This is a genomic window from Fundidesulfovibrio sp. YSD1, from assembly GCF_055397115.1.
Genome location: NZ_AP043666.1, coordinates 3,000,080 through 3,023,250, shown reverse-complemented (window position 1 = coordinate 3,023,250; position 23,171 = coordinate 3,000,080). Strand labels below are relative to the sequence as shown.

The 23,171-nt window shown below is 68.5% G+C and carries 17 protein-coding genes; 15 read left to right on the top strand and 2 right to left on the bottom strand.

Features of this window, described 5'->3' with window-relative positions; genetic code table 11:
• Positions 1–6 precede the first annotated feature (6 nt).
• The 14 genes from kdpB (at position 7) to ACZ5V4_RS14015 (ending at position 18,484) form a co-directional block, all read left to right on the top strand.
• Positions 7–2,079, top strand: a complete 2,073-nt coding sequence (kdpB, locus tag ACZ5V4_RS14080; protein ID WP_464315494.1) for a potassium-transporting ATPase subunit KdpB — start codon at positions 7–9, stop codon at positions 2,077–2,079.
• A 9-nt stretch (positions 2,080–2,088) separates the two neighbouring features.
• Positions 2,089–2,670 (top strand): potassium-transporting ATPase subunit KdpC, encoded by a 582-nt coding sequence (gene kdpC, locus ACZ5V4_RS14075; RefSeq protein ID WP_464315493.1) that lies wholly within the window; start codon positions 2,089–2,091, stop codon positions 2,668–2,670.
• A 9-nt stretch (positions 2,671–2,679) separates the two neighbouring features.
• A complete protein-coding gene (locus ACZ5V4_RS14070) occupies positions 2,680–5,367 on the top strand; it encodes a DUF4118 domain-containing protein (RefSeq protein WP_464315492.1) in 2,688 nt (895 codons plus the stop codon).
• A complete protein-coding gene (locus ACZ5V4_RS14065) occupies positions 5,339–6,025 on the top strand; it encodes a response regulator (RefSeq protein WP_464315491.1) in 687 nt (228 codons plus the stop codon). Before ACZ5V4_RS14070 ends, ACZ5V4_RS14065 begins: the two co-directional genes overlap by 29 nt.
• Before the next feature lie 137 nt (positions 6,026–6,162).
• Entirely contained in the window at positions 6,163–7,908 is a 1,746-nt protein-coding gene (locus ACZ5V4_RS14060) for a sigma-54 interaction domain-containing protein (protein ID WP_464315490.1), read from the top strand.
• A 419-nt stretch (positions 7,909–8,327) separates the two neighbouring features.
• The gene (gabT, locus tag ACZ5V4_RS14055; protein WP_464315489.1) at positions 8,328–9,650 is read left to right on the top strand and encodes a 4-aminobutyrate--2-oxoglutarate transaminase; all 1,323 of its coding nucleotides are present in this window, start codon (positions 8,328–8,330) and stop codon (positions 9,648–9,650) included.
• Between the two features lie 69 nt (positions 9,651–9,719).
• The gene (locus ACZ5V4_RS14050) at positions 9,720–10,964 is read left to right on the top strand and encodes an ABC transporter substrate-binding protein (RefSeq protein ID WP_464315488.1); all 1,245 of its coding nucleotides are present in this window, start codon (positions 9,720–9,722) and stop codon (positions 10,962–10,964) included.
• A gap of 72 nt (positions 10,965–11,036) precedes the next feature.
• Positions 11,037–11,921, top strand: coding sequence for a branched-chain amino acid ABC transporter permease (locus ACZ5V4_RS14045; protein ID WP_464315487.1), 885 nt, complete (start codon positions 11,037–11,039; stop codon positions 11,919–11,921).
• Positions 11,922–11,932: 11 nt separating this feature from the next.
• Positions 11,933–12,955, top strand: coding sequence for a branched-chain amino acid ABC transporter permease (locus ACZ5V4_RS14040; RefSeq protein ID WP_464315486.1), 1,023 nt, complete (start codon positions 11,933–11,935; stop codon positions 12,953–12,955).
• Positions 12,952–13,677 carry an ABC transporter ATP-binding protein gene (locus ACZ5V4_RS14035; protein WP_464315485.1) on the top strand — a complete coding sequence of 242 codons (726 nt, stop codon included), beginning with the start codon at positions 12,952–12,954 and terminating at the stop codon, positions 13,675–13,677. The genes ACZ5V4_RS14040 and ACZ5V4_RS14035 overlap by 4 nt, the downstream gene beginning before the upstream one ends.
• Complete coding sequence (locus tag ACZ5V4_RS14030; RefSeq protein ID WP_464315484.1) at positions 13,664–14,374, top strand: ABC transporter ATP-binding protein; 711 nt, start codon at positions 13,664–13,666, stop codon at positions 14,372–14,374. The genes ACZ5V4_RS14035 and ACZ5V4_RS14030 overlap by 14 nt, the downstream gene beginning before the upstream one ends.
• A gap of 8 nt (positions 14,375–14,382) precedes the next feature.
• Positions 14,383–16,155 carry an aldehyde ferredoxin oxidoreductase family protein gene (locus ACZ5V4_RS14025; protein ID WP_464315483.1) on the top strand — a complete coding sequence of 591 codons (1,773 nt, stop codon included), beginning with the start codon at positions 14,383–14,385 and terminating at the stop codon, positions 16,153–16,155.
• Positions 16,156–16,208: 53 nt separating this feature from the next.
• A complete protein-coding gene (locus ACZ5V4_RS14020) occupies positions 16,209–16,865 on the top strand; it encodes a CBS and ACT domain-containing protein (protein ID WP_464315482.1) in 657 nt (218 codons plus the stop codon).
• Between the two features lie 164 nt (positions 16,866–17,029).
• Positions 17,030–18,484: an NAD-dependent succinate-semialdehyde dehydrogenase gene (locus ACZ5V4_RS14015; RefSeq protein WP_464315481.1), complete on the top strand. Its 1,455-nt coding sequence runs from the start codon at positions 17,030–17,032 to the stop codon at positions 18,482–18,484.
• Positions 18,485–18,487: 3 nt separating this feature from the next.
• Here the strand turns inward: ACZ5V4_RS14015 and ACZ5V4_RS14010 are convergent, their stop codons facing one another.
• Complete coding sequence (locus ACZ5V4_RS14010) at positions 18,488–19,498, bottom strand: endonuclease/exonuclease/phosphatase family protein (RefSeq protein ID WP_464315480.1); 1,011 nt, start codon at positions 19,496–19,498, stop codon at positions 18,488–18,490.
• A 32-nt stretch (positions 19,499–19,530) separates the two neighbouring features.
• Positions 19,531–19,752, bottom strand: coding sequence for an alkylphosphonate utilization protein (locus ACZ5V4_RS14005; protein WP_464315479.1), 222 nt, complete (start codon positions 19,750–19,752; stop codon positions 19,531–19,533).
• 282 nt (positions 19,753–20,034) lie between these two features.
• Between ACZ5V4_RS14005 and ACZ5V4_RS14000 the strand changes: the two genes are divergently transcribed.
• Entirely contained in the window at positions 20,035–23,166 is a 3,132-nt protein-coding gene (locus ACZ5V4_RS14000; RefSeq protein ID WP_464315478.1) for a PEP/pyruvate-binding domain-containing protein, read from the top strand.
• Positions 23,167–23,171: the final 5 nt, after the last annotated feature.

Here is a 23,171-nt window from a genome sequence, read left to right as displayed (position 1 = left end):
TCCGTCATGTCCAAGAAAGACAAGGCACGCCCCCTGTTCGACCCGGCCATAGTCAGGCAGGCCTGCGCGGCCAGCCTGCGCAAGCTGGCCCCGGCCAGCCAGGCGCGCAACCCGGTGATGTTCACGGTCTACGTGGGTTCCATCCTGACCACGGGCCTGGCCGCCCAGGCCTGGGCCGGGCACGGCGAGGCCCCCTTCGGGTTCGTGGCCTCGGTCTCGGCCTGGCTGTGGGCCACGGTGCTCTTCGCCAACTTCGCCGAGGCCATGGCCGAGGGCCGGGGCAAGGCCCAGGCCGAGGCCCTGCGGGGACTCAGGCGCGAGGTGGCGGCCAAGAGGCTCACGCACCCGGGGCGCGGCGCGCCCTTCGCGCACGTCCCGGCCAAGGCCCTGCACAGGGGCGACTTCGTGCTGGTGGAGGCCGGGGACACCATCCCCTCGGACGGCGAGATAGTGGAAGGAATCGCCTCGGTGGACGAATCGGCCATAACCGGCGAGAGCGCCCCCGTGATCCGCGAGGCCGGGGGCGACCGCAGCGCGGTGACGGGAGGCACGCGCCTGCTCTCGGACTGGCTGGTGGTCAAGGTGGCCGCCGAGCCGGGCGAGACGTTCCTCGACCGCATGATCTCGCTGGTGGAGGGCGCGAAACGGCGCAAGACCCCCAACGAGATCGCCCTGAACATCCTGCTGGCCTCGCTGACCCTGGTCTTCCTGGTGGTCTGCGCGACCCTCAGGCCCATGTCCGCCTTCGCGGTGGAGCTTTCCGGGCAAGGCGCGGCCGTGACCATCACCGCCCTGACCGCCCTGTTCGTGTGCCTGGCCCCCACCACCATCGGGGGGCTCCTCTCGGCCATCGGCATCGCGGGCATGGACCGGCTGATCCAGTCGGGCGTCATCGCCACCTCGGGCCGGTCCGTGGAGGCGGCCGGGGACGTGGACGTGCTGCTCCTGGACAAGACCGGCACCATCACCCTGGGCAACCGGCAGGCCACGGCCTTCCTGCCCGTCCCGGGCGTGGACGAGCGCGAGCTGGCCGAGACGGCCCAGCTGGCCTCCCTGGCGGACGAAACCCCGGAGGGGCGCTCCATCGTGGTGCTGGCCAAGGAGCGCTTCGGCATCCGGGGCCGCGAGCTGCGGGACCTTAACGCCACCTTCGTGCCCTTCACGGCCCAGACCAGGCTCTCGGGCGTGAACCTGCCCGAAAGGTCCCTGCGCAAGGGCGCGCCCGACGCCATCAGGGCCCTGGCCGGGCAGTCCGGCGAGCGCTTCCCGGAAGAGCTCGAACGCTCGATCCACGAGATCGCCAAGTCCGGCGGCACGCCGCTGGCGGTGGCCGAGAACGGCAGGCCGCTCGGCGCGGTCTGGCTCAAGGACATCGTCAAGGGCGGCATCCGCGAGCGCTTCGCGGAGCTTCGGGCCATGGGCATCAAGACCATCATGGTCACGGGCGACAACGCGCTCACGGCCGCGGCCATCGCGGCCGAGGCAGGGGTGGACGACTTCCTGGCCGAGGCCACGCCCGAGGCCAAGCTCGCGCGCATCCGCAAGTACCAGGCCGAGGGCAGGATGGTGGCCATGACCGGCGACGGCACCAACGACGCCCCGGCCCTGGCCCAGGCCGACGTGGGCGTGGCCATGAACTCCGGCACCCAGGCCGCCAAGGAGGCCGGGAACATGGTGGACCTGGACTCCAACCCCACCAAGCTTCTGGAGGTGGTGGCCATCGGCAAGCAGCTCCTCATGACCCGGGGCTCGCTGACCACCTTCTCCATCTCCAACGACGTGGCCAAGTACTTCGCCATCATCCCGGCCGTGTTCGCGGGCATCTACCCGCAGCTGGGGGCGTTGGACGTGATGGGCCTGGCCACGCCCAAGTCGGCCATCCTCTCGGCCGTGGTGTTCAACGCCCTGGTCATCGTGTTCCTGATCCCCCTGGCGCTCAGGGGCGTGAAGTACGTCCCCGCCCCGGCGGCCACGGCGCTCAGGCGAAACCTGCTCGTCTACGGCCTGGGCGGGCTTCTGGCGCCCTTCGCGGGCATCAAGCTCATCGACATGATACTCTCCGCCCTCGGCTGGACGTAGGAGCCGCGCATGTTCCGGATACTCATGAAACAGCTGGCCCCGGCCTTCCTGATGCTCTTCTGGATGACCCTGCTCACCGGCCTGGCCTACCCCCTGGCCGTGACCGGCCTCGGCCAGGGGCTCTTCCCCTTCCAGGCGGGCGGCAGCCTGATCGGGAAGGGAGGGGAGGTGGCCGGGTCGGCCCTGGTGGGCCAGCCCTTCTCCTCGGACCGCTACTTCCACGGCAGGCCCTCGGCCACCGCGCCATACGAGTACAACGCCGCCGCCTCGGCCGGGTCCAACCTCGGGCCTTCCAACCCGGCCCAGGCCGTGGCCGAACGCGCGGCCAGGCACGCGGCGCGAAACGGCCCCGGCCCCGCGCCCATGGATCTGCTCACGTCCTCGGGCAGCGGCCTGGACCCGCACATCTCGCCGGAGGCCGCCGCCAGCCAGGCAGGACGAGTGGCCAGGGCCCGGGGCATTCCGCCCGAGGCCGTGGCCGGGCTGGTGGCCGCGCACACCTCGGGGCGGCTGTGGAATTTCTGGGGCGAGCCCAGGGTGAACGTGCTGGAGCTCAACCTGGCCCTGGATGCGGCCGCGAAGAAGGAGTAACGTCCGGCCATGCGCGACGAGGACCAACGTCCCGATCCGGACGCCCTGCTGGCCATGGTCCAGCGCCAGGAAGCGGAGAAGCGCCGGGGGCGGCTGCGGATCTTTCTCGGCATGGCCCCGGGCGTGGGCAAGACCTACGCCATGCTGGAAGCCGCGCGCCTCAAGATGGCCGAAGGCCTGGACCTTTTGGCGGGCGTGGTGGAGACCCACGGCCGCGAGGACACCGAGGCCCTGATGTACGCCATGCCGGTGCTCCCGCGCAGGGTCATCGAATACAAGGGCCACCCGCTTCAGGAGTTCGACCTGGACTCCGCCCTGGCCAGGCGGCCGGCCCTGATCCTGGTGGACGAATTGGCCCACGCCAACGTCCCCGGTTCCCGCCACCCCAAGCGCTGGCAGGACGTGGACGAACTTCTGGAGCACGGCCTGGACGTTTGGACCACGCTCAACGTGCAGCACCTGGAGAGCCTGAACGACGTGGTGGCCCAGATCACGGGCGTGCGCGTGCGCGAGACCGTGCCCGACGCCATGCTGGAGAAGGCCGAGTCGGTCATCCTGGTGGACCTGCCCCCGGAGGACCTGCGCCAGCGCCTGAGCGAGGGCAAGGTCTACCTGCCCAGGCAGGCCGAGTGGGCCGGGGAGAACTTCTTCCGCTCCGGCAACCTGAGCGCGCTTCGCGAACTGGCCCTGCGCTCCACGGCCAACCGGGTGAACACCGAGGTGCTGGTCTACCGCCAGGGCCACGCCATCCAGACCACCTGGCCCACGGCCGAGCGCATCCTGGTGTGCGTGGGCCCCTCGCCCACCTCGGCCACGCTGGTGCGCGCGGCCAAACGCCTGGCCGACGGCCTGCGCGCCCCCTGGCACGCCCTGTACATCCAGCAACAGCCCGAAGGCGACGCCACGGCCAGAGCCCTGGCCAACCTGAACCTGGCCCAGGAGCTCGGGGCCCAGACCCACGTGCTGGCCGGGGGAGACGTGGCCCGGCTCATCGTGGGCTTCGCCAGGCAGCGCAACATCACGCGCATCGTCATCGGCAAGCCGGTCAAGCACACGCTGGCCGACCTCGTCCGGGGCAGCCCCGTGGACCAGCTGGTCAGGCTCTCCGGCGAGATCGACGTGCACGTGATCAAGGGTCAGGACACCAAGGGCGTGCAGCCGCCCACGGCCGGGGCGCCCTCCCGGCGGCGGCGCAGGGGCTACGCCTGGGCTGTGGCCGTGGTCGGGCTCTGCACGGGCGCGTGCTTCGCCATGTACCCCTATTTCGCCCTGGCCAACCTGATCATGGTCTACCTCGTTGGGGTCATGGCCGTGGCGGTCTGGCTGCCGAGGCGAGCCTCGGCCCTGGCCTCGGTGCTCTCCGTGCTGGCCTTCGACTTCTGCTTCGTCCCGCCCAGGTTCAGCTTCGCCGTGTCGGACGCGGACTACCTCGTCACCTTCGCGGTGATGCTCCTGGCGGCCCTGGTGCTGAGCGGCATGGCCTCGCGGATCAAGGCCCAGGCCGACAGCGCGGGGCGGCTGGAGCGCCAGGCCTCGGAGCTCTCCGGCCTGTCGCGCCACCTGGCCTCCACGCGCGGGGCGGCCAGCCTCCTGGAGGTGGCCAGGGAGCACCTGGCCGGAGTCTTCAGGTGCAGGGCCTTCATGCTCATGCCCGGCGCGTCGGGAAGGCTGGAGACGGCCTTCATGCCCGACGGCGACGAGGCCCTGCCCGAAAAGGACCTGGGCGTGGCGCAATGGGTGTTCGACAACGGCAAGCCCGCCGGGCTCTTGACCCAGACGCTTTCGGAGTCGGAGGCGCTCTTTCTGCCCCTGCCCGGCACGGAGGAGACCCTGGGCGTCATCGGCCTGCGGCCCTTCGACGAGGAGGCGCGGGAGTCCCTGGCGCTGCCGGACAAGCGCAGGCTCCTGGAGGTGTTCGTCCAGCAGACCGCCCTGGCCCTGGACGTGGACCGGCTTGAGGAGAAGGCCAGGGCCACGCTCGTGGAGGCCGAGCGCGAAAAGCTCCGGGCTTCGCTCCTCTCCACCGTGACCCACGACTTCAAGACCCCCCTGGCGGCCATCTCGGGCTCGGCCGAGAGCCTCATGGCCCTGGGCGAGTCGGCCGGGCCGGAGGTGCGCCGCGCCCTGGAGGAGAACATCGCCGGGGAGGCCTCCCGCCTGGAGCGCCTGGTGGACAACCTGCTGCGCATCGCGGCCCTGGAGTCCGGGGCCGTGGTCCCGGACGTGAAGCCCGTCCCGCTGGAGGAGGTGCTGGGCAGCGCGCTCTCGCGCGTGGAGCCCCTGCTGGAGGGCCACGAGGTGCGCCTGGACATCCCGGCGGGCCTGCCCCCCGTCCCCATGGACGAGGTGCTCATGGAGCAGGTGTTCCTGAACCTCCTGGAGAACGCGGCCAAGTACACGCCCGAGGGCACGCGCATCGACATCGCGGCCCACACCCGCAGGAGGAGCGCGGTGATAGAGGTGCGCGACAGCGGCCCCGGGCTGCCGCAGGGCGACCCGGAAAAGCTCTTCGAGCGCTTCCAGCGCGGCGACAGGGGCGGCCCCGAAGGCTACGGCCTGGGCCTGGCCATCTGCCGGGCCGTGGTCAAGGCCCACGGCGGGACCATCTCCGCCCGGGGGAACGTCCCGGCCGGGGCCCGCTTCACCATCACCCTCCCCCTGGACGAGCATGAAGAAAGCCACCATCCTGATCGTTGACGACGAGGCGGCCATCCGCCGTTTTTTGAAGCCCTTCCTGGAGGCCGAAGGCTACGCGGCCCTGGAGGCGGCAACCGGGCGGGAGGCCCTGGCCATGGCCTCTTCCCGCGACCCGGACGTGATCCTCCTGGACCTTGGCCTGCCGGACATGGACGGCGAGGAGGTGCTCGAGTCCCTGCCGCCCTGGACGCGGGCGCGGGTGATCGTGCTCTCGGTGCGCGGGGGCGAGCAGGACAAGGTCGGCGCCCTGGACAAGGGCGCGAGCGACTATTTGAGCAAGCCCTTCAGCCTGGCCGAGCTCGCGGCCAGGATCAGGGCGCTCCTGCGCCGCGAGTCCTCGAGGGAGGCCTCGCCGCCGGACAGGTACGCGTTCGGCGGCCTCGTCATCGATCTGGAGGGCCGCGTGGTCAGCCTGGACGGCCGGGAGGTGCACCTGACGCCCACGGAGTTCAAGATGCTCGCCTTCCTGGCGCGCCACGCGGGCAAGGTGGTCACGCACGGGCAGCTCTTGCGCGAGGTCTGGGGCAAGCACAGCCAGGGCCAGGAGCACTACGTGCGCATCCACGTGCACAAGCTCCGCCAGAAGATCGAGAAGGACCCGGCCCGGCCCAGGCACCTGCACACCGAGACGGGCGTGGGCTACCGTTTCAAGGAGTGAACCGGGGCATTTCCTTCTTGATCGCTCCGTTTCTCTTGGCGCAACACTCCCGCCTCTCCCGGTTTCTTTCATTTCTGAAAAAAACGGACACGAGTTAATCGTTGCATGCCCTCATTTTTCAAGGCATTCCCTAATCTATGGCCGCGACGAACGCGTTGCACCCGGCGAACACATCCCAGGCCCCGTTCTTCCCCGAGGACATCCTGCAGAGCCTCGGGCGCGGCCTTTTGACCGTCGATTCCGACTGCCGCGTCGTCTCTTTCAACTCCCGCGCAAGGCGGCTTCTCGGCCTGGATGAGGCGCTCTCTTCCGGGGCGGCCATCCCCGAGACCCTGCCCGAGATCGCCCTGGGCCTGCGCGCCTGCCTGGCGGGGACCATGCGCGAGCCGTCCTTCTGCATGAGCGCGGGCGGGCGCAAGGTGCAGGTGGACATCCGGCCCGTGCGCCGCGAAGGCGCGGTGGTTGGGGCCGCCGCCCTGGTCAGCGAGGCGGAGACGGCCCCCCTGCCCGCCCCCGAGATATCGCTTCGCGCCGTGCTGGACTCCGTTTCCGAGGGCATCTGGATCTGCGACGGCGGGGGCACCATCCTGGACATCAACCGGGAGTCGCAGCGGCTCAACTCCATCGACGCCTCGGACTACATCGGGCGCAACATCAAGTGCATCATCGAGGAGAACCTCGTAGACCAGTCCGTGACCCTGGACGTCTTGCGCTACAAGCGCCAGTTCAGCATCCTCCAGTACATCTCGAAGACCGGCAAGCAGCTCCTGGTGACGGGCTCCCCCGTGCTGGACGAGGCCGGGGGCATCTCGCTGGTGGTGGTCAACGAACGCGACGTGACCGAGCTCTCGGCCCTGCGCGAGGGCTTGCAGAACGCGCGCAAGGTCGAGGAGAAGTACCGCAACGAGCTTGCCGAGCTCTCCATGCTGGAGCTCAAGCAGAAGGACATCGTGGCCGACAGCCCGTCCATGCGCCACTGCCTGCACGCGCTCTTGAAGCTCGCGCGCATGGACGCCTCGCGCATCCTGATCCTTGGCGAATCGGGCACGGGCAAGGGGCTTTTGGCCAAGTTCGTGCACGTGAACAGCCCGCGCGCCCAGAAGCCCTTCATCCCCATCAACTGCCCGGCCGTGCCCGAGAACCTCTTCGAGGCCGAGCTGTTCGGCTACGAGAAGGGGGCGTTCACGGGCGCGCTCAAGCAGGGCAAGGCCGGGCTCATCGAGCTGGCCAAGGGCGGCACGCTCTTTCTGGACGAGGTGGGCGACATCCCCCTGTCCGTGCAGGCCAAGCTGCTCAAATACCTGGACGACCACGAGCTCTGGCGGCTGGGCGGAGCCGAGTCCAAGCTGGTGGAGTGCGGGGTGGTGGCCGCCACCAACTGCGACCTGGAGCGCCTGGTGGAGCAGAAGCGTTTTCGCAAGGACCTTTTCTTCAGGCTGAACACCTTCATCGTGCGCATCGCCCCCCTGCGCGAGAGGCGCGAGGACATCTTCGGCCTGGCCGAGTTCTACCTGGCCGGGTGCAACACTCGCTACGGCAAACAGAAGCGGCTCTCGCCCCGGGCCATGCGCCTGCTTGAGTCCTACGACTTCCCGGGCAACGTGCGCGAGTTGGTGGGCATCATCCAGAAGGCCTTCGTCATGAGCGAGGGAGACGACCTGACCGCCGCCGTGGAGGAGGCCCTGGGCGCTGGCCCGTCCGGCTCGGCCGGGCAGGAGGCCGCCACGCGCAAGCTCTCGGAAACCACCGACCAGGCCAGCATCCGCGTGCTGCGCCAGGCGGCCGCGCGCTGCCGGACCACGCGGGAGATGGCGTCGTTTCTGGGCGTGAGCCAGTCCACGGTGGTGCGCAAGATGGCGAAGTACGGCATCCGGCAGGTTTGATTCATTTTTGGATCAAGCCTTGTCTTCAATAACGAAAGATTTTCCGAACGTCGTTTCAGGATGCCCTCAAGTGTTGGCAATAGCTGGCAGGATGGCGAGGGCGACATTTAGGGGCCTCCCTTTCCGGACGCCCTTCTTTTTCCTGTGGCGCGCATGTTTTTCTAATAATGTCAATTCTGACATGAGTCACTATTGAATCAAAGTCAACGTCCCGGGATCATGAGAATAGCTTGAATTCATGATTCAGAATCAACTCAAAACACCTGGCACAGGCAGGAGGCCGGTCGCGTAACCCCTCTTAATCACACGCACAACGCCCCCGCGAGAGTCTGGCTTGCTTCTTGCTCAACACTTCCGCCTTTTACAAAAAAGGTGAAGCAGAGGCCCCGACCGAAACCTTCCTTCAAAGAGGAATAAACGTGGGACAACAGACAAAATCCGCCGAAGACCTCCTGGCGCTGCGCGACCGCTACGTTCCCAAAGGCCCCTTCAACGCCTCCCGCTACGTGGCAGCCAAGGCCCAGGGCGCGCTCATCACGGACGCGAACGGCAATGAACTCATCGACTTCGCGGGCGGCATCGGCGTGGTCAACGTGGGCCACTGCCACCCCAGGGTCGTGGCCGCCATCAAGGACCAGGCCGACAAGTTCATCCACACCTGCTTCCACATCGTGATGTACGAGCCCTACATCAAGCTGGCGGAAAAGCTCTGCCGGCTGGCCCCGGGCTCCTTCGAGAAGATGGCCCTGTTCGCCAACTCCGGGGCCGAGGCCGTGGAGAACGCGGTCAAGATCGCCCGCAGCTTCACCGGCCGCCAGGGCGTGATCGTCTTCGACGGCGGCTTCCACGGCCGCACCCTGTTGACCATGACCATGACCAGCAAGGTCAAGCCCTACAAGTTCGGCTTCGGGCCCTTCGCCCCCGAAGTCTACCGCATGCCCTACGCCTACTGTTACCGCTGCCCCGTGGGCCAGAAGCGCGAGACCTGCGACGCCCAGTGCGCGGACCTGCTCAAGGATTTCTTCATCGGCTACACCGCCGCCGAGAACGTGGCCGCCCTGGTGGCCGAGCCGGTGCTGGGGGAGGGCGGCTTCGTGTCCCCGCCCGCCAAGTACTTCGAGCGGCTCAAGGCCATCTGCGCGGACAACGGCATCGTCTACGTGGCCGACGAGGTGCAGACCGGCTTCGGCCGCACCGCCAAGTACTTCGCCATGGAGCACCACGGCGTCGTCCCGGACATCACCTGCGTGGCCAAGAGCATGGGCGGCGGCATGCCCATTTCCGGCGTGGTGGGCAAGCGCGAGATCATGGACGCCCCCCAGGTGGGCGGCACGGGCGGCACCTACGGCGGCAACCCGCTCTCCTGCCGCGCGGCCCTGGCCGTGATCGAGGTCTTCGAGGAGGAGGGCCTGCTCGAGAAGGCCCGCGTGCTGGGCGAGAAGCTGGAGCAGCGCTTCATCGACTGGTCCTCGCGCTTCGAGGTCATCGGCGAGCAGCGCGGGCTCGGCCCCATGCGCGCGCTTGAGCTCGTCACGGACCGCGAGAAGAAGACCCCGGCCACCACCCAGGCCAAGGCCCTGGCCAAATTCTGCGTGGACAGGGGGCTTCTGCTGCTCTCCTGCGGTACGCACGGAAACGTCATCAGGACGCTCATGCCCCTGGTGATCACCGACGAACAGCTCGAACGCGGCCTGGCCATCCTGGAGGAAGGCTTCCAGGAGCTCGCGAAGGGCCGCCTGTAGGGAGGGTTCGCGCACCACAACCGAGGCTCGGCAACTACCCCGAACAACAGTCAACGAAGGGAGCGACGCATGAACAGGGTGTCTTTCGGCAGAAAACTGACCGGACTCATCGCCGCGGCCGTGCTTACCGCGGGCCTCTCGGGCCAGGCCTTCGCCCAGAAAACCGTCAAGATCGGCAACGTGGAGCCGCTCTCCGGGCCCTCGGCCTCGGTGGGCGTGCAGGGCAAGCAGGCCCGCGAGATGGCCGTTGAGGAGATCAACGCCGCCGGGGGCATCAAGTCGCTCGGCGGGGCCAAGCTCGAGCTGGTCTACGCGGACAGCAAGTCCGACCCCACGGTCGGCGTCACCGAGACCGAGCGCCTGATCAACACCGAGAAGGTGCAGATCATGACCGGCTGCTGGAACTCCGCCGTGACCTACCCCGCCACCCAGGTGGCCGAGCGCTACGCCGTGCCCTTCGTGGTGCCGGTGGCCGTGCGCGACACCATCACCGAGCGCGGCTTCAAGTACGTGTTCCGCATCGCGGCCAAGGACTCCTGGTGGGTGCGCGACCAGTTCCGCTTCCTGAAGGACATGCAGGAGGAGACCGGACAGAAGATGAAGTCCATCGCCTTCGTCTTCGAGAACGGCGACTGGGGCACCGGCTTCGCCGAGAAGTGGCGCGACCTGGCCAAGAAGGACGGCTACGAGATCGTGCTGGACGAGCCCTACCCCTCCACCGCCACGGACCTGACCCCCGTGGTCACCAAGCTCAAGGCCGCCAAGCCCGACGTGGTGATGCTCGTTTCCAACGCGGCCGACGCCATCCTGCTCACCAACACCATGGCCGAGATGAAGGTCAACCCCAAGGTGGTGCTGGCCAGCGGCGGCGGCCACGCCGACCCCAAGTTCCTGGAGAACGTGGGCAAGAACGCCCTCTACCTCTTCGACGAGGTGGAGTGGAACACCGACGTGAACAAGCCCGGCGCCAAGGAAACCAACGCCAAGTTCAAGGCCAAGTACGGCTACGACCTCACCGGCGAGTCCGTTGACGCCTACGCCGCCATGTACGTCATCGCCGACGCGCTCGAGCGCGCCGCCTCCACCGACCCCAAGAAGGTCCGCGACGCCCTGGCCTCCACCAAGCTGACCACCGGCCCGGCCATGATCGTCTCCTACAACGGCATCGAGTTCGACGAGTCCGGCCAGAACAAGAACGCCGGCATCGTCATCGCCCAGATCGCCGAGATCGACGGCAAGCTCGACCGCGTCACCGTGTGGCCCAAGGAAGCCCGCCGCGCGGGCTACAAGCCCGTCTTCCCGTCCGGCAAGTAGCCCAGGTCCCGCCAACGAAAGCCCCCCGGGCCGGGCAGTCGGCCCGGGGGGACAAACCACCGGAGACTCTACATGACCGCGGTGTTACAGGCGGCGCTGAACGGCACCATGATGGGGGCCATGTACGGGCTGACCGCCCTGGGACTGACCCTGATCTTCGGGGTGATGAAGGTGGTCAACTTCGCCCACGGGTCGCTGCTCATGGTGGGCATGTTCGCCGCCTACTGGCTGATCAAGCTCACTGGGGTGCACCCCTACCTGGCGCTTGTCGTGGTGCCCCCGCTGCTCTTCTTCTTCGGCTATTACCTGCAGGCCCTGGTGATCAAACCCGTGTTCAAGGCCGAGCAGCAGGTGCGCGAGCCGCTCACGGTGATCATCGTGACCACGGGCGTGTGGTACGTGCTGGACAACCTGGCCCTGATGCTCTTCGGCGCGGAGTACCGCACCGTGCGCACGGCCATCTCGGGCACGTCCTTCTCCCTGGGGGAGATCATCGTCTCCATCCCCAAATTTTCCGGGTTCGTGGTCTCGGTGCTCACGGCCGTGGGCCTGTGGCTCTTCATGCGCAAGACCCGCACCGGCAAGGCCCTCCAGGCCACCAGCCTGGACCGCGAGGCCGCCAACCTCATGGGCATCGACCAGTACCGCATCTACAACCTGGCCTTCGGCATCGGCACGGCCATCGCGGGCATCGCCGGATGCGTGATCATCCCCTTCTACTACGTCTACCCCTCGGTGGGCGTGGTCTTCGACATCCGCGCCTTCATCATCGTGGTGCTCGGCGGCCTGGGGAGCATCCAGGGGGCCATGGTCGGCGGGGTGATCATCGGGCTCATCGAGTCGGTGTTCTCGCAGTTCGTCACCTCCACGTGGACCGAGGCCATCATCTACGCGATCTTCCTGGTGATCCTCTTCGTGAAACCCTCCGGCATCTTCGGCCATAAACAGGACTGGTAGGAGGCGAAACCGTGAGCCGGAAACAACTGGACCTGACGCTCCTCGGCCTTGCCTTGCTGACGAGCTTCGGGCTGCCGCTGGTCATTGAGAGCCCGACGTACCTGCAAATTCTCATCCTCTTGTATTTCTACGCCTACCTGACCTCCGCCTGGAACCTGGTGGGCGGCTTCGCTGGCGTCCTGCCCATGGGGCACGCCGTGTTCGTGGGCATCGGGGCCTACACCTCAACTGTGCTCTCGCTGCAGTGGGGAGTCTCGCCCTGGCTGGGCATGATCGCGGGCGGGATCGTGGCCGCGTTCGTCGGCGTGCTCATCGGCAAGCCGACCTTCCGCATGCGCGGCGCCTACTTCGCGCTGTGCACCATCGCCTTCGCCGAGGGCATCCGGGTGATGATCGAGAACATCGACAGCCTTGGGCCAATCAAGCTGAACGGCCCCCGGGGGCTCCTCATCCCGCTCAAGGGCGACTCCTTCTGGAACTACCAGTTCATGCACAAGGAGCCCTATTACTACATCATCCTGGTGATGCTGGTGTTGGTGCTGGCGCTGACCTGGTTCATCTCCAAGTCGCGCATGGGTTACTACCTGGCGGCTGGCGGCGACGAGCCCGAGGCCGCCCAGGCGCTCGGCGTCAACGTGGCCAGGTACAAGCTCGTCTCCATGGCCATGAGTTGCTTCCTCACGGCCCTGGCGGGCACGTTCTACGCCCAGCTCATGCTCTACTTCTACCCCAAGGGGCTCCTGGGCCTTGACCTCTCCTTCGAGATCGCCTTCATCGCGCTCATCGGCGGCCGGGGCACCATCGCCGGGCCGCTCATCGGGGCGCTGGCCCTGCGCCCGCTGAACGAGTTCACCCGCATCTACCTGAGCGACCAGCTGCCGGGCCTGCACCTGGTGATCTTCGGGCTGATCCTCATCCTGGTGATGCTCTACCAGCCCAAGGGCCTCACCCCGCCCCTGGTCAGGCTCTACGACAGGTTCGCGGCCAAGGTCACCGGCGGCGCGGCCCAAAACGGCAAGGGAGGCGCGCGATGAACATCCTCGAGGTCAAAGGCCTGACCAAGCACTTCGGCGGCCTGACCGCCATCCACGACCTGGACCTGCACATCGCCAAGGGCGAGATCCTGGGGCTCATCGGCCCCAACGGGGCGGGCAAGTCCACCCTGTTCAACTGCGTGGCCGGGGTCTTCCCGCCCTCGGCGGGCGACATCAGGTTCAAGGGCGACTCCATCGCCGGGCAGAAGCCCTGGGACCTCTGCCGCCTGGGCCTGGCCAGGACCTTCCAGATCGTCAAGCCCTTCGCCTCCAAGACCGTGCTCTACAACGTGATGGTCGGGGCGTTCTTGCGCACCGGCTCCACGCGCAAGGCCCGGGAGAAGGCGCTCGAGGTGCTGGAGACGCTCCAACTGGCCCACCGCAAGGACCAGCTCTCCGCCACCCTGACCATCGCCGACCGCAAGCGCCTGGAGATAGCCAAGGCCCTGGCCACGGGGCCGGAGCTCCTGCTGCTCGACGAGGTCATGGCCGGGCTTCGCCCCACCGAGGTGGACGAGATGATCGACATCATCAAGAAGCTCAGGGACTCGGGCGTCACGGTGTTCGTCATCGAGCACATCATGCGCGCGGTCATGGCCCTGTCGGACCGGGTGGTGGTCATCCACTTCGGCGAGAAGATCGCCGAGGGCAAACCCGAGGACGTCACCAAGGACGAGAACGTCATCAGGGCCTATCTGGGGAGGGAGTATGGCGCTGCTTAGCGTTGAGAACATCAACGTCTCCTACGGCGACGTGCAGATCATAAACGGTCTCTCCCTCACCGTGAACGAGGGCGAGGTGGTGAGCATCATCGGCGGCAACGGCGCGGGCAAGTCCACGCTTTTGAAAACCCTCTCCGGGCTCCTGCACCCGACCAGCGGCCGGGTCCGCTTCAAGGGCGAGGAAATCCAGGACTTCCCGCCGGAGCGCATCGTGGAGCGGGGCATCATCCACGTGCCCGAGGGCCGCAGGCTCTTCTCGCTCATGAGCGTGGCCGACAACCTGGAGATCGGGGCCTACACCAAGAGGGCCTACACCCTGCGCGACAAGACCCTGCGCAAGGTCTACGACCTTCTGCCCAGGCTCAGGGAGCGCCAGGACCAGATGGCCATGACACTATCCGGCGGCGAGCAGCAGATGGTGGCCATCGGGCGCGGGCTCATGGCCCTGCCCGGGCTCCTCATGCTCGACGAGCCTTCGCTCGGGCTCGCGCCGATCCTGGTCAAGTCCATCTTCGACACCCTGCGCGTCATCGCGGACACGGGCACCACGGTGCTGCTCGTGGAGCAGGACGTGAACCACAGCCTGAGCCTCTCGGACCGGGGCTACGTGCTGGAGCACGGCCGCGTGGCCATGGAAGGCCCGGCCAGGGAGCTCATGGACAACAAGCACATCAAGGCCGCCTACCTGGGCATGTGAGGACAATCATGCACGGCTTTCACGGACGTGTGCTGACCATCGACGCAGGCAAACGGACGTTCTCCATCGACCCCGTGGAGGACGCGGTCTACGACGCGGTCCTCGGCGGCAAGGGCCTGGCCACGCGCCTGCTTTTGGAGCGCAACCCGGCCGGGGCCGACCCCCTTGGCCCCGAGAACCGCCTCATCTTCGCCACCGGCCCCCTGTGCGGGGGCTCGGCCTGGGGCGGCAGCCGCTACGGGGTGTTCACCAAGTCGCCCCAGACCGGGTTCTACGCCGAGTCCTACTCGGGCGGGCGCACGCCCGAGGCCATCGACGGGGCCGGGTTCGACGCCGTGGTCGTCGAGGGGGCGTCCGAGTCACCCCTGGCCCTGACCGTGCACCCGGACGGCTGCGAGTTCCACGACGCCTCCGGGCTCTGGGGCATGGACGTCTACGCCACGGAGGACGAGGCCCTGGCCCGCTTCTCCCGCGAAGGCGCGCCAGGCAAGCCCGGGGCGGTGGTCATCGGCCCGGCGGGCGAGAACCTGGTGCGCTTCGCCATGATCGCCAACGACAAGTGGCGCTGCGCGGGCCGCGCTGGCGTGGGCGCGGTGATGGGCTCCAAGAAGCTCAAGGCCGTGGTCTTCCAGGGCGGGCGCAAGCGCGCGCCCGCCGACCCCAAGGGCCTGCGGGAGTACGCCACGGCCTTCGCCAAGGCGGGCATGCAGAACAAGGGCGTCCAGGCCTACCGCGCCCAGGGCACCACCATGATGGTGGCGCTCATGAACACGGCCGGGGCCTTCCCGGCCAAGTACTGGACCCAGGGAAGCTGCTCCCACTGGCCGAACATCTCCGGCGAGACCTTCCACAAGGAGCACGACGTCACCCCGCACGCCTGCCTGAAGTGCTTCATGGCCTGCGGGCGCATGGCCACCCTGAAAAAGGGCCGCCACGCCGGGCTGACCCTGGAGGGCCCGGAGTACGAAACCATCTACGCCTTCGGCGGGCTGTGCATGATCGAGGACATGGGCGAGGTGGTCTACCTGAACGACCTCTGCGACCGCCTGGGCATGGACACCATCACCGCTGGCAACCTCTGCGCCTTCGCCGTCGAGGCTGCGGCGCGCGGGCGCGTTAACATCCCCATCGCCTACAACGACGCGGACGGCGCGGCGCGGCTGATCGAGGACATCGCGGCCAGGCGCGGCGCGGGCGAGGTGCTCTCCCAGGGCATCAGGCACGCCGCGCGCGAGTGGGGCCTTGAGGACCTGGCCGTGCACGTCAAGGGCATGGAGCCCGCGGGCTACGATCCGCGCGTGCTCAAGGGCATGGGCCTGGCCTACGCCACCTCGGACCGGGGGGCCTGCCACCTGCGCAGCACCTTCTACAAGCCCGAGCTGGCCGGGTTCATCAAGCCCGACGCAATCGAGGGCAAGGCGGCCATGTTCATCGACTACGAGGACCGCCTGAACATCTTCGACACGCTCATCCTCTGCCGCTTCTTCCGCGACCTCTACACCTGGGAGGAGCTGGAGAAGGTCATCACGCTGGCCACGGGCCTGGACGCATCGAAGGAGGCGCTCACGCGCCGCGCGGCCACCGTGGCGGACATGACCAGGACCTTCAACCTGCGCGAGGGCCTGACCCCGGCCGACGACCGCCTGCCCGCGCGCCTGCACAAGGAGCCCCTGCCCGACGGCAGGGCGCTCGGCGAGGACGAGCTGGCCTTCATGCTCGGCGAGTACTACCGGCTGCGCGGCTGGTCGCCCGAGGGCAGGCCCGCATCCGTGCCCGGCTGAGGACGAACCGCCGGACCACCCGGCCCTGAAATCTCCACCAGAAGGAGCGGCGTATGCTTGTGGGCGATTGGATGCTCAAGAACGTCACCACCGTTACCGAGGACGTCTCCATGATCAAGGCCGGGCGGATCATGCAACAACTGGGCGTCCGCCGCCTGCCGGTGGTCGACGGCGAGGGCCGCCTGACCGGCATCGTCACCGAACGCGACATCAAGGCCGCCTCGCCCTCCAAGGCCACGTCGCTGGACATCTACGAAATGACGCGCCTGCTCTCCGAGATCAAGGCGCGCGACATCATGACGAAAAAGCCCCTGCGCATCACCCCGGGCGACACCGTGGAGCGCGCCGCCGTGATCATGCGCGACAACAAGATCGGCGGCCTGCCCGTGGTGGACGTGGACGAGCGCGTGGTGGGCATCGTCACGGACACGGACATCTTCCGGCTCTTCGCGCTGGTCAGCGGCGTGGACTCGGGAGGCGTGCAGATGGGAGCCAGCCTGCCCGTGGAGAAAGGCCACCTCAAGCAGCTCATCGACGACATCCGGGGCATGGAAGCCAAGATCGTGAGCATCATCTCCTACCTGGACCCGGCGGACGAGTCCAAGCGCAACGTCTGCATCCGCCTGCGGGCCATGACCGAGGCGGAGGAGTACCGGATCCGCGACCACATCCGCGCGCGCCACAACCTGCTCTACTGGGTCAAGGACTAGCCGGGGCGGGCCTTCGGGCGTACAGGGCCCCTCGCGCGAAGCGCCCCTCGGGGACGGTCCCGCCCGGACACGGGCGGAGGCATTCCGGCCGCCCGGGCCGGGGTCTCGAGGCGCGCCATCGATACAACCGGGGAGGGCGAGCCCTCCCGTCACGGAGACAGGACATGCGACTTGACGATTTCAGGCTCTGGAAGACCCAGTGCTACATCGACGGCAAATGGGCCTCCGCCCTGGACGGCCGGGTTATCGAGGTATCGAACCCGGCCACGGGCGAAACCCTGGGCACGGTGCCCCGCTGCGGCGAGACCGAATGCTCCGTGGCCATCTCCGGGGCGGCGCGCTCCATGGCCGCGTGGAAGCTGCTCACCCCGGCCGAGCGGGGCGCGTACCTGCACAGGTTTTTTGAGCTCATCAAGGAGAACCTGGACGAGCTGGCCGCCATCCTGACCCTGGAGCAGGGCAAGCCCCTGGCCGAGGCCAAGGGCGAGATCACGCAGGGGGCCTCCTACTTCCCGTGGTACGCGGGCGAGGCCAAGCGCGCCTACGGCCGGGTGATCCCCAGCCCCCAACGGGGCAGGCGGCCCCTGACCATGCTCCAGCCGGTTGGCGTGGTGGGCATCATCACCCCCTGGAACTTCCCCTTCGCCATGATCCCGCGCAAGGCCGCCCCGGCGCTGGCCGCCGGGTGCACCGTGGTGATCAAGCCCGCCTCCCAGACCCCCTACTCCGCCCTGGCCATGGCCGCCCTGGCCCAGGAGGCCGGGATCCCGCCTGGCGTGTTCAACGTCATCACCGGCGACTCCTCGCGCATCGGGGCCGAGCTCACCGGCGACCCGCGCGTGCGCAAGCTCTCCTTCACCGGCTCCACCGCCGTGGGCAAGAAGCTCATGGCCCAGTGCGCGGGCACGGTGAAGCGCCTCTCCCTGGAACTCGGCGGCAACGCGCCCTTCATCGTGTTCGACGACGCCGACCTGGACCGCGCCGTGGACAGCGCCCTGGCCGCCAAGTTCCGCAACTCCGGCCAGACCTGCATCTGCGCCAACCGCCTGCTGGTGCAGAACGGCATCCTGGACGCCTTCACCCGCAGGCTGGCCTCCAAGGTGGACTCGCTCAAGCCCGGCTTCGGCCTGGACGCGGGCGTGACCCAGGGGCCGCTCATCGACGAGAACGCCGTGAAGCACGTGGAGGCCCTGGTGGCCGACGCGGTGGAGAAAGGCGCGCGGGTGGCGGTGGGCGGCAAGCGCCACGCCCTGGGCGGGCTCTACTACGAGCCCACGGTGCTCTCAGGGGTCACGCCGTCCATGCGCGTCTTCAAGGAGGAGATCTTCGGGCCCATCGCCCCGGTGACGGCCTTCGCCTCGGAAAAGGAAGCCATCGCCATGGCCAACGACACCGACGCGGGCCTGGCCTCCTACGTGTTCACCAACGACCTGGGCCGGACCTTCCGCGTCTGCGAGGCCCTGGAGTACGGCATGGTGGGCGTCAACGAGGTGATCCTGGCCATGGCCGAAGCGCCCTTCGGCGGCGTGAAGGAGAGCGGCATGGGCCGCGAGGGCGGCAGCGAGGGCATCCTCGACTACCTGGACACCAAGTACGTGCTCATCGGCGGCATCGAATAGCGGTCAGCTCCCCCCGGCAACGAGGATGTCGGCGATGACCGGCCGGTGGTCCGAGCCCACGTCCGGGCCGACCTCGCAACCCAGGGGGACCGCCCCGTTTCCGGCCAGGACGTGGTCGACGCGCGTGTCGATGGGCACGAAGCGCACGGCGTCCCGGAACGTCCACCCGTACCCCCGCCCGGCCTCGGAGAAGGCGTTTTGCAGGTCCGCCCAGGTCTCGCGGTAGATGGCGCTCTCCACGGGCGTGTTGAAGTCCCCTGCCGCGACGAAGGGCAGGCCTCCCGCCCCCAGGGCCTTGCGCACGGTCCGGGCCGCGCTTGCGCGGTTGGCCGTCTCCGAGGTCAAAAGCCCGGCCTTGGCGGGGTCGATGCCCGTGCTCCTGTCCAGGAGGTGCTGCAGGCCGTAGCGCGGGCTCGGCAGGTACACCGAGTTGAAGACGATTTCCCCCTGGGGCAGGGTCACGACGCACGGCAGCAGGCTGTGGCGCTCCCAGACGTGGGGCGGATGCTTGACCAGCACGGGGGGCAGCGCCTTCACCGGATGCCGGGAAAACACCGCCACGACCCCGGCCTGCTCCCGCCGCCAGCCCGGGGGGAGCTCCAGCCGGACGTCCGGCGGGCATTCCTGCAGGGCCACGAGGTCCACGTTGCGGGAGCGGATCACTTCCGAGAGCGCCCGGGAATCGAACTGGCCCGTGCGCACGTTGCAGGTCAACACGCGCACCACGATCCCGGCCACGGCCTGGGGCGCGGGGAACGCCCAGCGCAGGCCCATGAACGGGACGAAGACCACGGCCGCGCCGAGGGCGAGCGGGAGAAGCAGCCTGGGGGCGCGCGCCAGGGCCAGGGGGACCAGCAACACGAGCGGCAGGGCCAAGGCCCAGCGCGGGCCGAAGAGGAGGAGCGTCCCCGGCCACCAGCGGTCCCCGGCCAGGTGAAGCGCGGCCAGGGCCAGCCCCGACGCGGCGAGAAAACCCCAGCAGGCCAGGAAGAGGAGATTGTCCAGGAGTTTCACGGCTGCCCCGGGGGTGGCGGCGAAGCGGCCGCCTAGGCCTTCTTCAGGAAACAGGTCTTCAGCACCAGCCCCTTGACCTTGTCGGCGTTGCATTCGATCTCCGCCTCGTTGGCCGTGAGCCGGATGTTCTTGATGAGCGTCCCGCGCTTGAGCGTCACGGAAGACCCCTTGACCTTCAGGTCCTTGATAAGCGTGACGCTGTCGCCGTCCTTCAGGATCGTCCCGTTGCTGTCCTTCACCTTGATGTCGTCCACGCTGGACTCCTTTCGATTGCGGTTCGGAAAAAAACGGGTGACGCCCATGGCCGGACCAGAACCGGCGCGGCCACCCGGATCGAGGGGTTTTAAGGCAGAGGCCCCGGCTGCACAAGCTTTGCCGGGCGACAACTCCCGAAGCGGGCCAGGGCGCACGGGGAAGAGCCCTGAAAGTCAACCTGGACTTCCGGCGCGCCGGATGGGATATCCGGAAAACTCCCGCTGATGGCCCTCGTGCCGAGCGGGGGCCACGGACTAATCCGCGAAGCAGGGAGAACCCCCATGAGCCTGTTCGGCTTCCTGAAAAAGAAGAACGCCTGCCAGCTCCTGGCTGACCCCGACGACAGGACGGCCGTGAAATACCGCCACTTCAAGGCGCTGCTCGAACAGAACGACGCCGTGCTCGACGCGCTGGCGGCCCTGGAGCAGACGTATTACGGCGGAGAGGTCTTCACTTCCGGCGCGGCCCGCCAAGCCGTGCGGAGCATAGGGGAAGCAACCGCCTGCATGGCCCACTCCCTTAACAGCCTGGCCCCGGGCCGACATGCCGGATTGGACGAAGCGCAGCAGCGGATTCTCGCCCAGGCCCTGGCCGCCTTCGAACCACCCGCCGAGGCGCTGGGCGCTCCCCTCGTCCTGCGCCTAGAGGACGTCGGCCCGGAAAACGCGCGCCGGGTCGGGGGCAAGGCCGGGAACCTGGCCAGGGTCCGCAACGCGCTCGAGTTGCCGGTCCCGGCGGGGTTCGTGGTCACCACGGAGGGGTTCCGGGCGTTCATGGGGCATGGCGGGCTCGACGAATACGCCCGGGAGCAGCTCGAAACCATCTCCCCGCTCGACCTGCCGGAGCTGGAGAGCCGCTGCGGGCGCATCCGCCGGGCCATCCTGGAGGCCGACCTGCCTGCCGGGCTTGCGAACGCCCTGGGCGAGGCCCTGGAGGCGCTGAAGCGCGAGGCGACGGCCCCGGCGTTGCTCGCGGTCCGGTCCAGCGCGGTGGGTGAGGACGGGGCGGCGAGCTTCGCGGGGCAGTACGAGTCCGTGCTCAACGTGCCCTTCGAGCGCGCCGGGCAGGCCCTCAAGGAGGTCTTCGCCAGCAAGTACACGCCGCGCGCGGTGCTCTACCGGCTCCGCTGGGGGCTGGACGACGGCGACGCGCCCATGGCCGCGCTGGTGCTGACCATGGTCGACAGCCGGGTGAGCGGCGTGCTCTACACGCTCGACCCCGGCGCGGGTTCCGGCCCGGCCATGCGCCTGGACGCGGTCCCCGGGCTCGGCGACAAGCTGGTGTCCGGGGAATCCAGGGCGGTGACCACCCGCATCGCCCGCTCCCCTCTCGGGGTCGTCGCGCCGGCCGAAACGCCGCTCTTCTCCGATGACCTCGCGCTGGAACTGGGCAGGATGGGACTGCTCCTCGAGGAGCATTTCGAATCCCCGCAGGACGTCGAATGGTGCCTGGACGGGCAAGGCCGCCTGGTCATCGTCCAGTCCAGGCCGCTGGACGCTCCCGAGGAGGCTTCTTCCCAGACGCCCCCGGTCGAGGACATCGACCTCTCCGGCTTCCCCGCGCTGCTCTCGGGGGGCGTCTGCGCCAGCGCGGGCGCGGCCAGCGGGACCGTTCTCCATGTGGAGGGGGCCGTCCCGGAAACCGTTCCCGAGGGCGCGATCCTCGTGGCGGTGAACGCCGCGCCCGAGTTGGCCGCCCTGCTGGACAGGGCCGGGGGGATAGTGACCGCCATGGGCGGAGCCGCGAGCCACCTCGCCTCGGTCGCGCGCGAGATGGGCATCCCCGCGATCTTCGCCGCGCCAGGCTGCATGGAACTCCTCCAGGAGGGCCGGGAGGTCACCCTGGACGCCTCGAACCTCCGGGTGCTCGAGGGGCGCGCGGAAGCGCTGCTCACGGTTTCCGGCAGGCCCCGCTCCCGCGTGGTGGACAGCCCCATGCACGTGCGCCTGAGGGCCGCCCTGGACGTGATCTCCCCGCTCACCCTCACCGATCCGGAAGCGGATACGTTCTCCCCGGCCGGTTGCAGGACCCTCCACGACATCGTCCGCTACACCCACGAGAAGGCCATGCGGGAGATGTTCGGCCTGTGCGGGGACGCGGAAGGCGCGGCCAACGTGGCGCGCCTCAAGGCCCAGATCCCGCTGACGCTCTACTGCGTCGACCTGGGCGGCGGCCTGCGCGAGTTTTTGACCACCTGCGACGACATCACGCCCGAGGACCTGCGCAGCACCCCCATGCGCGCCATCTGGCGCGGGTTCACCCACCCCGGCGTCACCTGGTCGGGCACGGTGGCCTTCGACGCCAAGAGCTTCATGACCCTCATGGCCTCCTCGGCCACGGCCGAGGTCGGGGGCGGGACCCCCGGCGGCGACTCCTACGCCCTGCTCGGCTCCGACTACATGAACCTCTCGGCCAGGTTCGGTTACCATTTCGCCAACATCGACGCCTTCTGCGGCGAGGGCGCCTCGCAAAACCACGTCAAGGTCCGCTTCGCGGGCGGCGCGGGGACGTTCTCCGGCAAATGCCTGCGCGTGACGTACCTGGCCAAGGTGCTCGCCCGGCTGGGCTTCACCGTGGACACGGCGGGCGACGTGCTCGACGCCTCCCTGAAGGGCGCCCCGGCCAGGCAGACCGAGGCCGCGCTCGATCAGCTGGGCCGCCTCATGGCCGTAAGCCGCCTCCTGGACATGGCCATCTCCGGGCAAGCCGAGATCGACGCCATGGCGGAGGCCTTCTTCAAGGGCGACTACGACCTGCTGGCCAAGCGCCAGGAAAATCCCCTGCCCGAGTTCCATCTCGCGGTGGGCGACTGGGAGAGCGCAAAGGACGAAACCGGGGCCGGTATCGCGCGCCAGGACGGCGCGAGGTGGGCCACCGGCCTCTCCAAGGGCTTCACCTCCTTCATGGGAAGGCTCTCCGGGAAGCGGTACCAGCGCTTCCTGGACAACGTGGAGGCCTACTTCTACTTCCCCCTGGCCGTGGCCAAGGGGTCGGACATGGAGGACGGCCGGGCCAGCCTCAGGGTGCGGCCCGTGGCCGGGGCCATCGACCAGGCCGGGGGGCTGGCCTTCGCCGTCCGCACGGCGGGCACCTACCTCGTGCTTCGCATCAACGCCCTGGAGGACAACCTGATCCTCTTCGCCTTCAAGGACGGGCGGCGCAGCGAGCTGGCCAGCGCCCACCTGCCGGTGGCGGCCGGACAGTGGCGCGAACTGGCGGTGGAGGTGCGGGGAGGCACCGTCACCGGATTCGTGGACGGCAGGCCCTACATCGTCCACCACTTCGACTACGCCCCGAAGGGCCTGCTGGGCCTTTGGTCCAAGGCGGATTCCGTGGTGGAATTCTCGGAGCTTCGCCGCTTCGACGGGCAATCCGATCTCGTTTTTCTTTCGCGCGCCGCTGCCGCGCCGTGAAACGG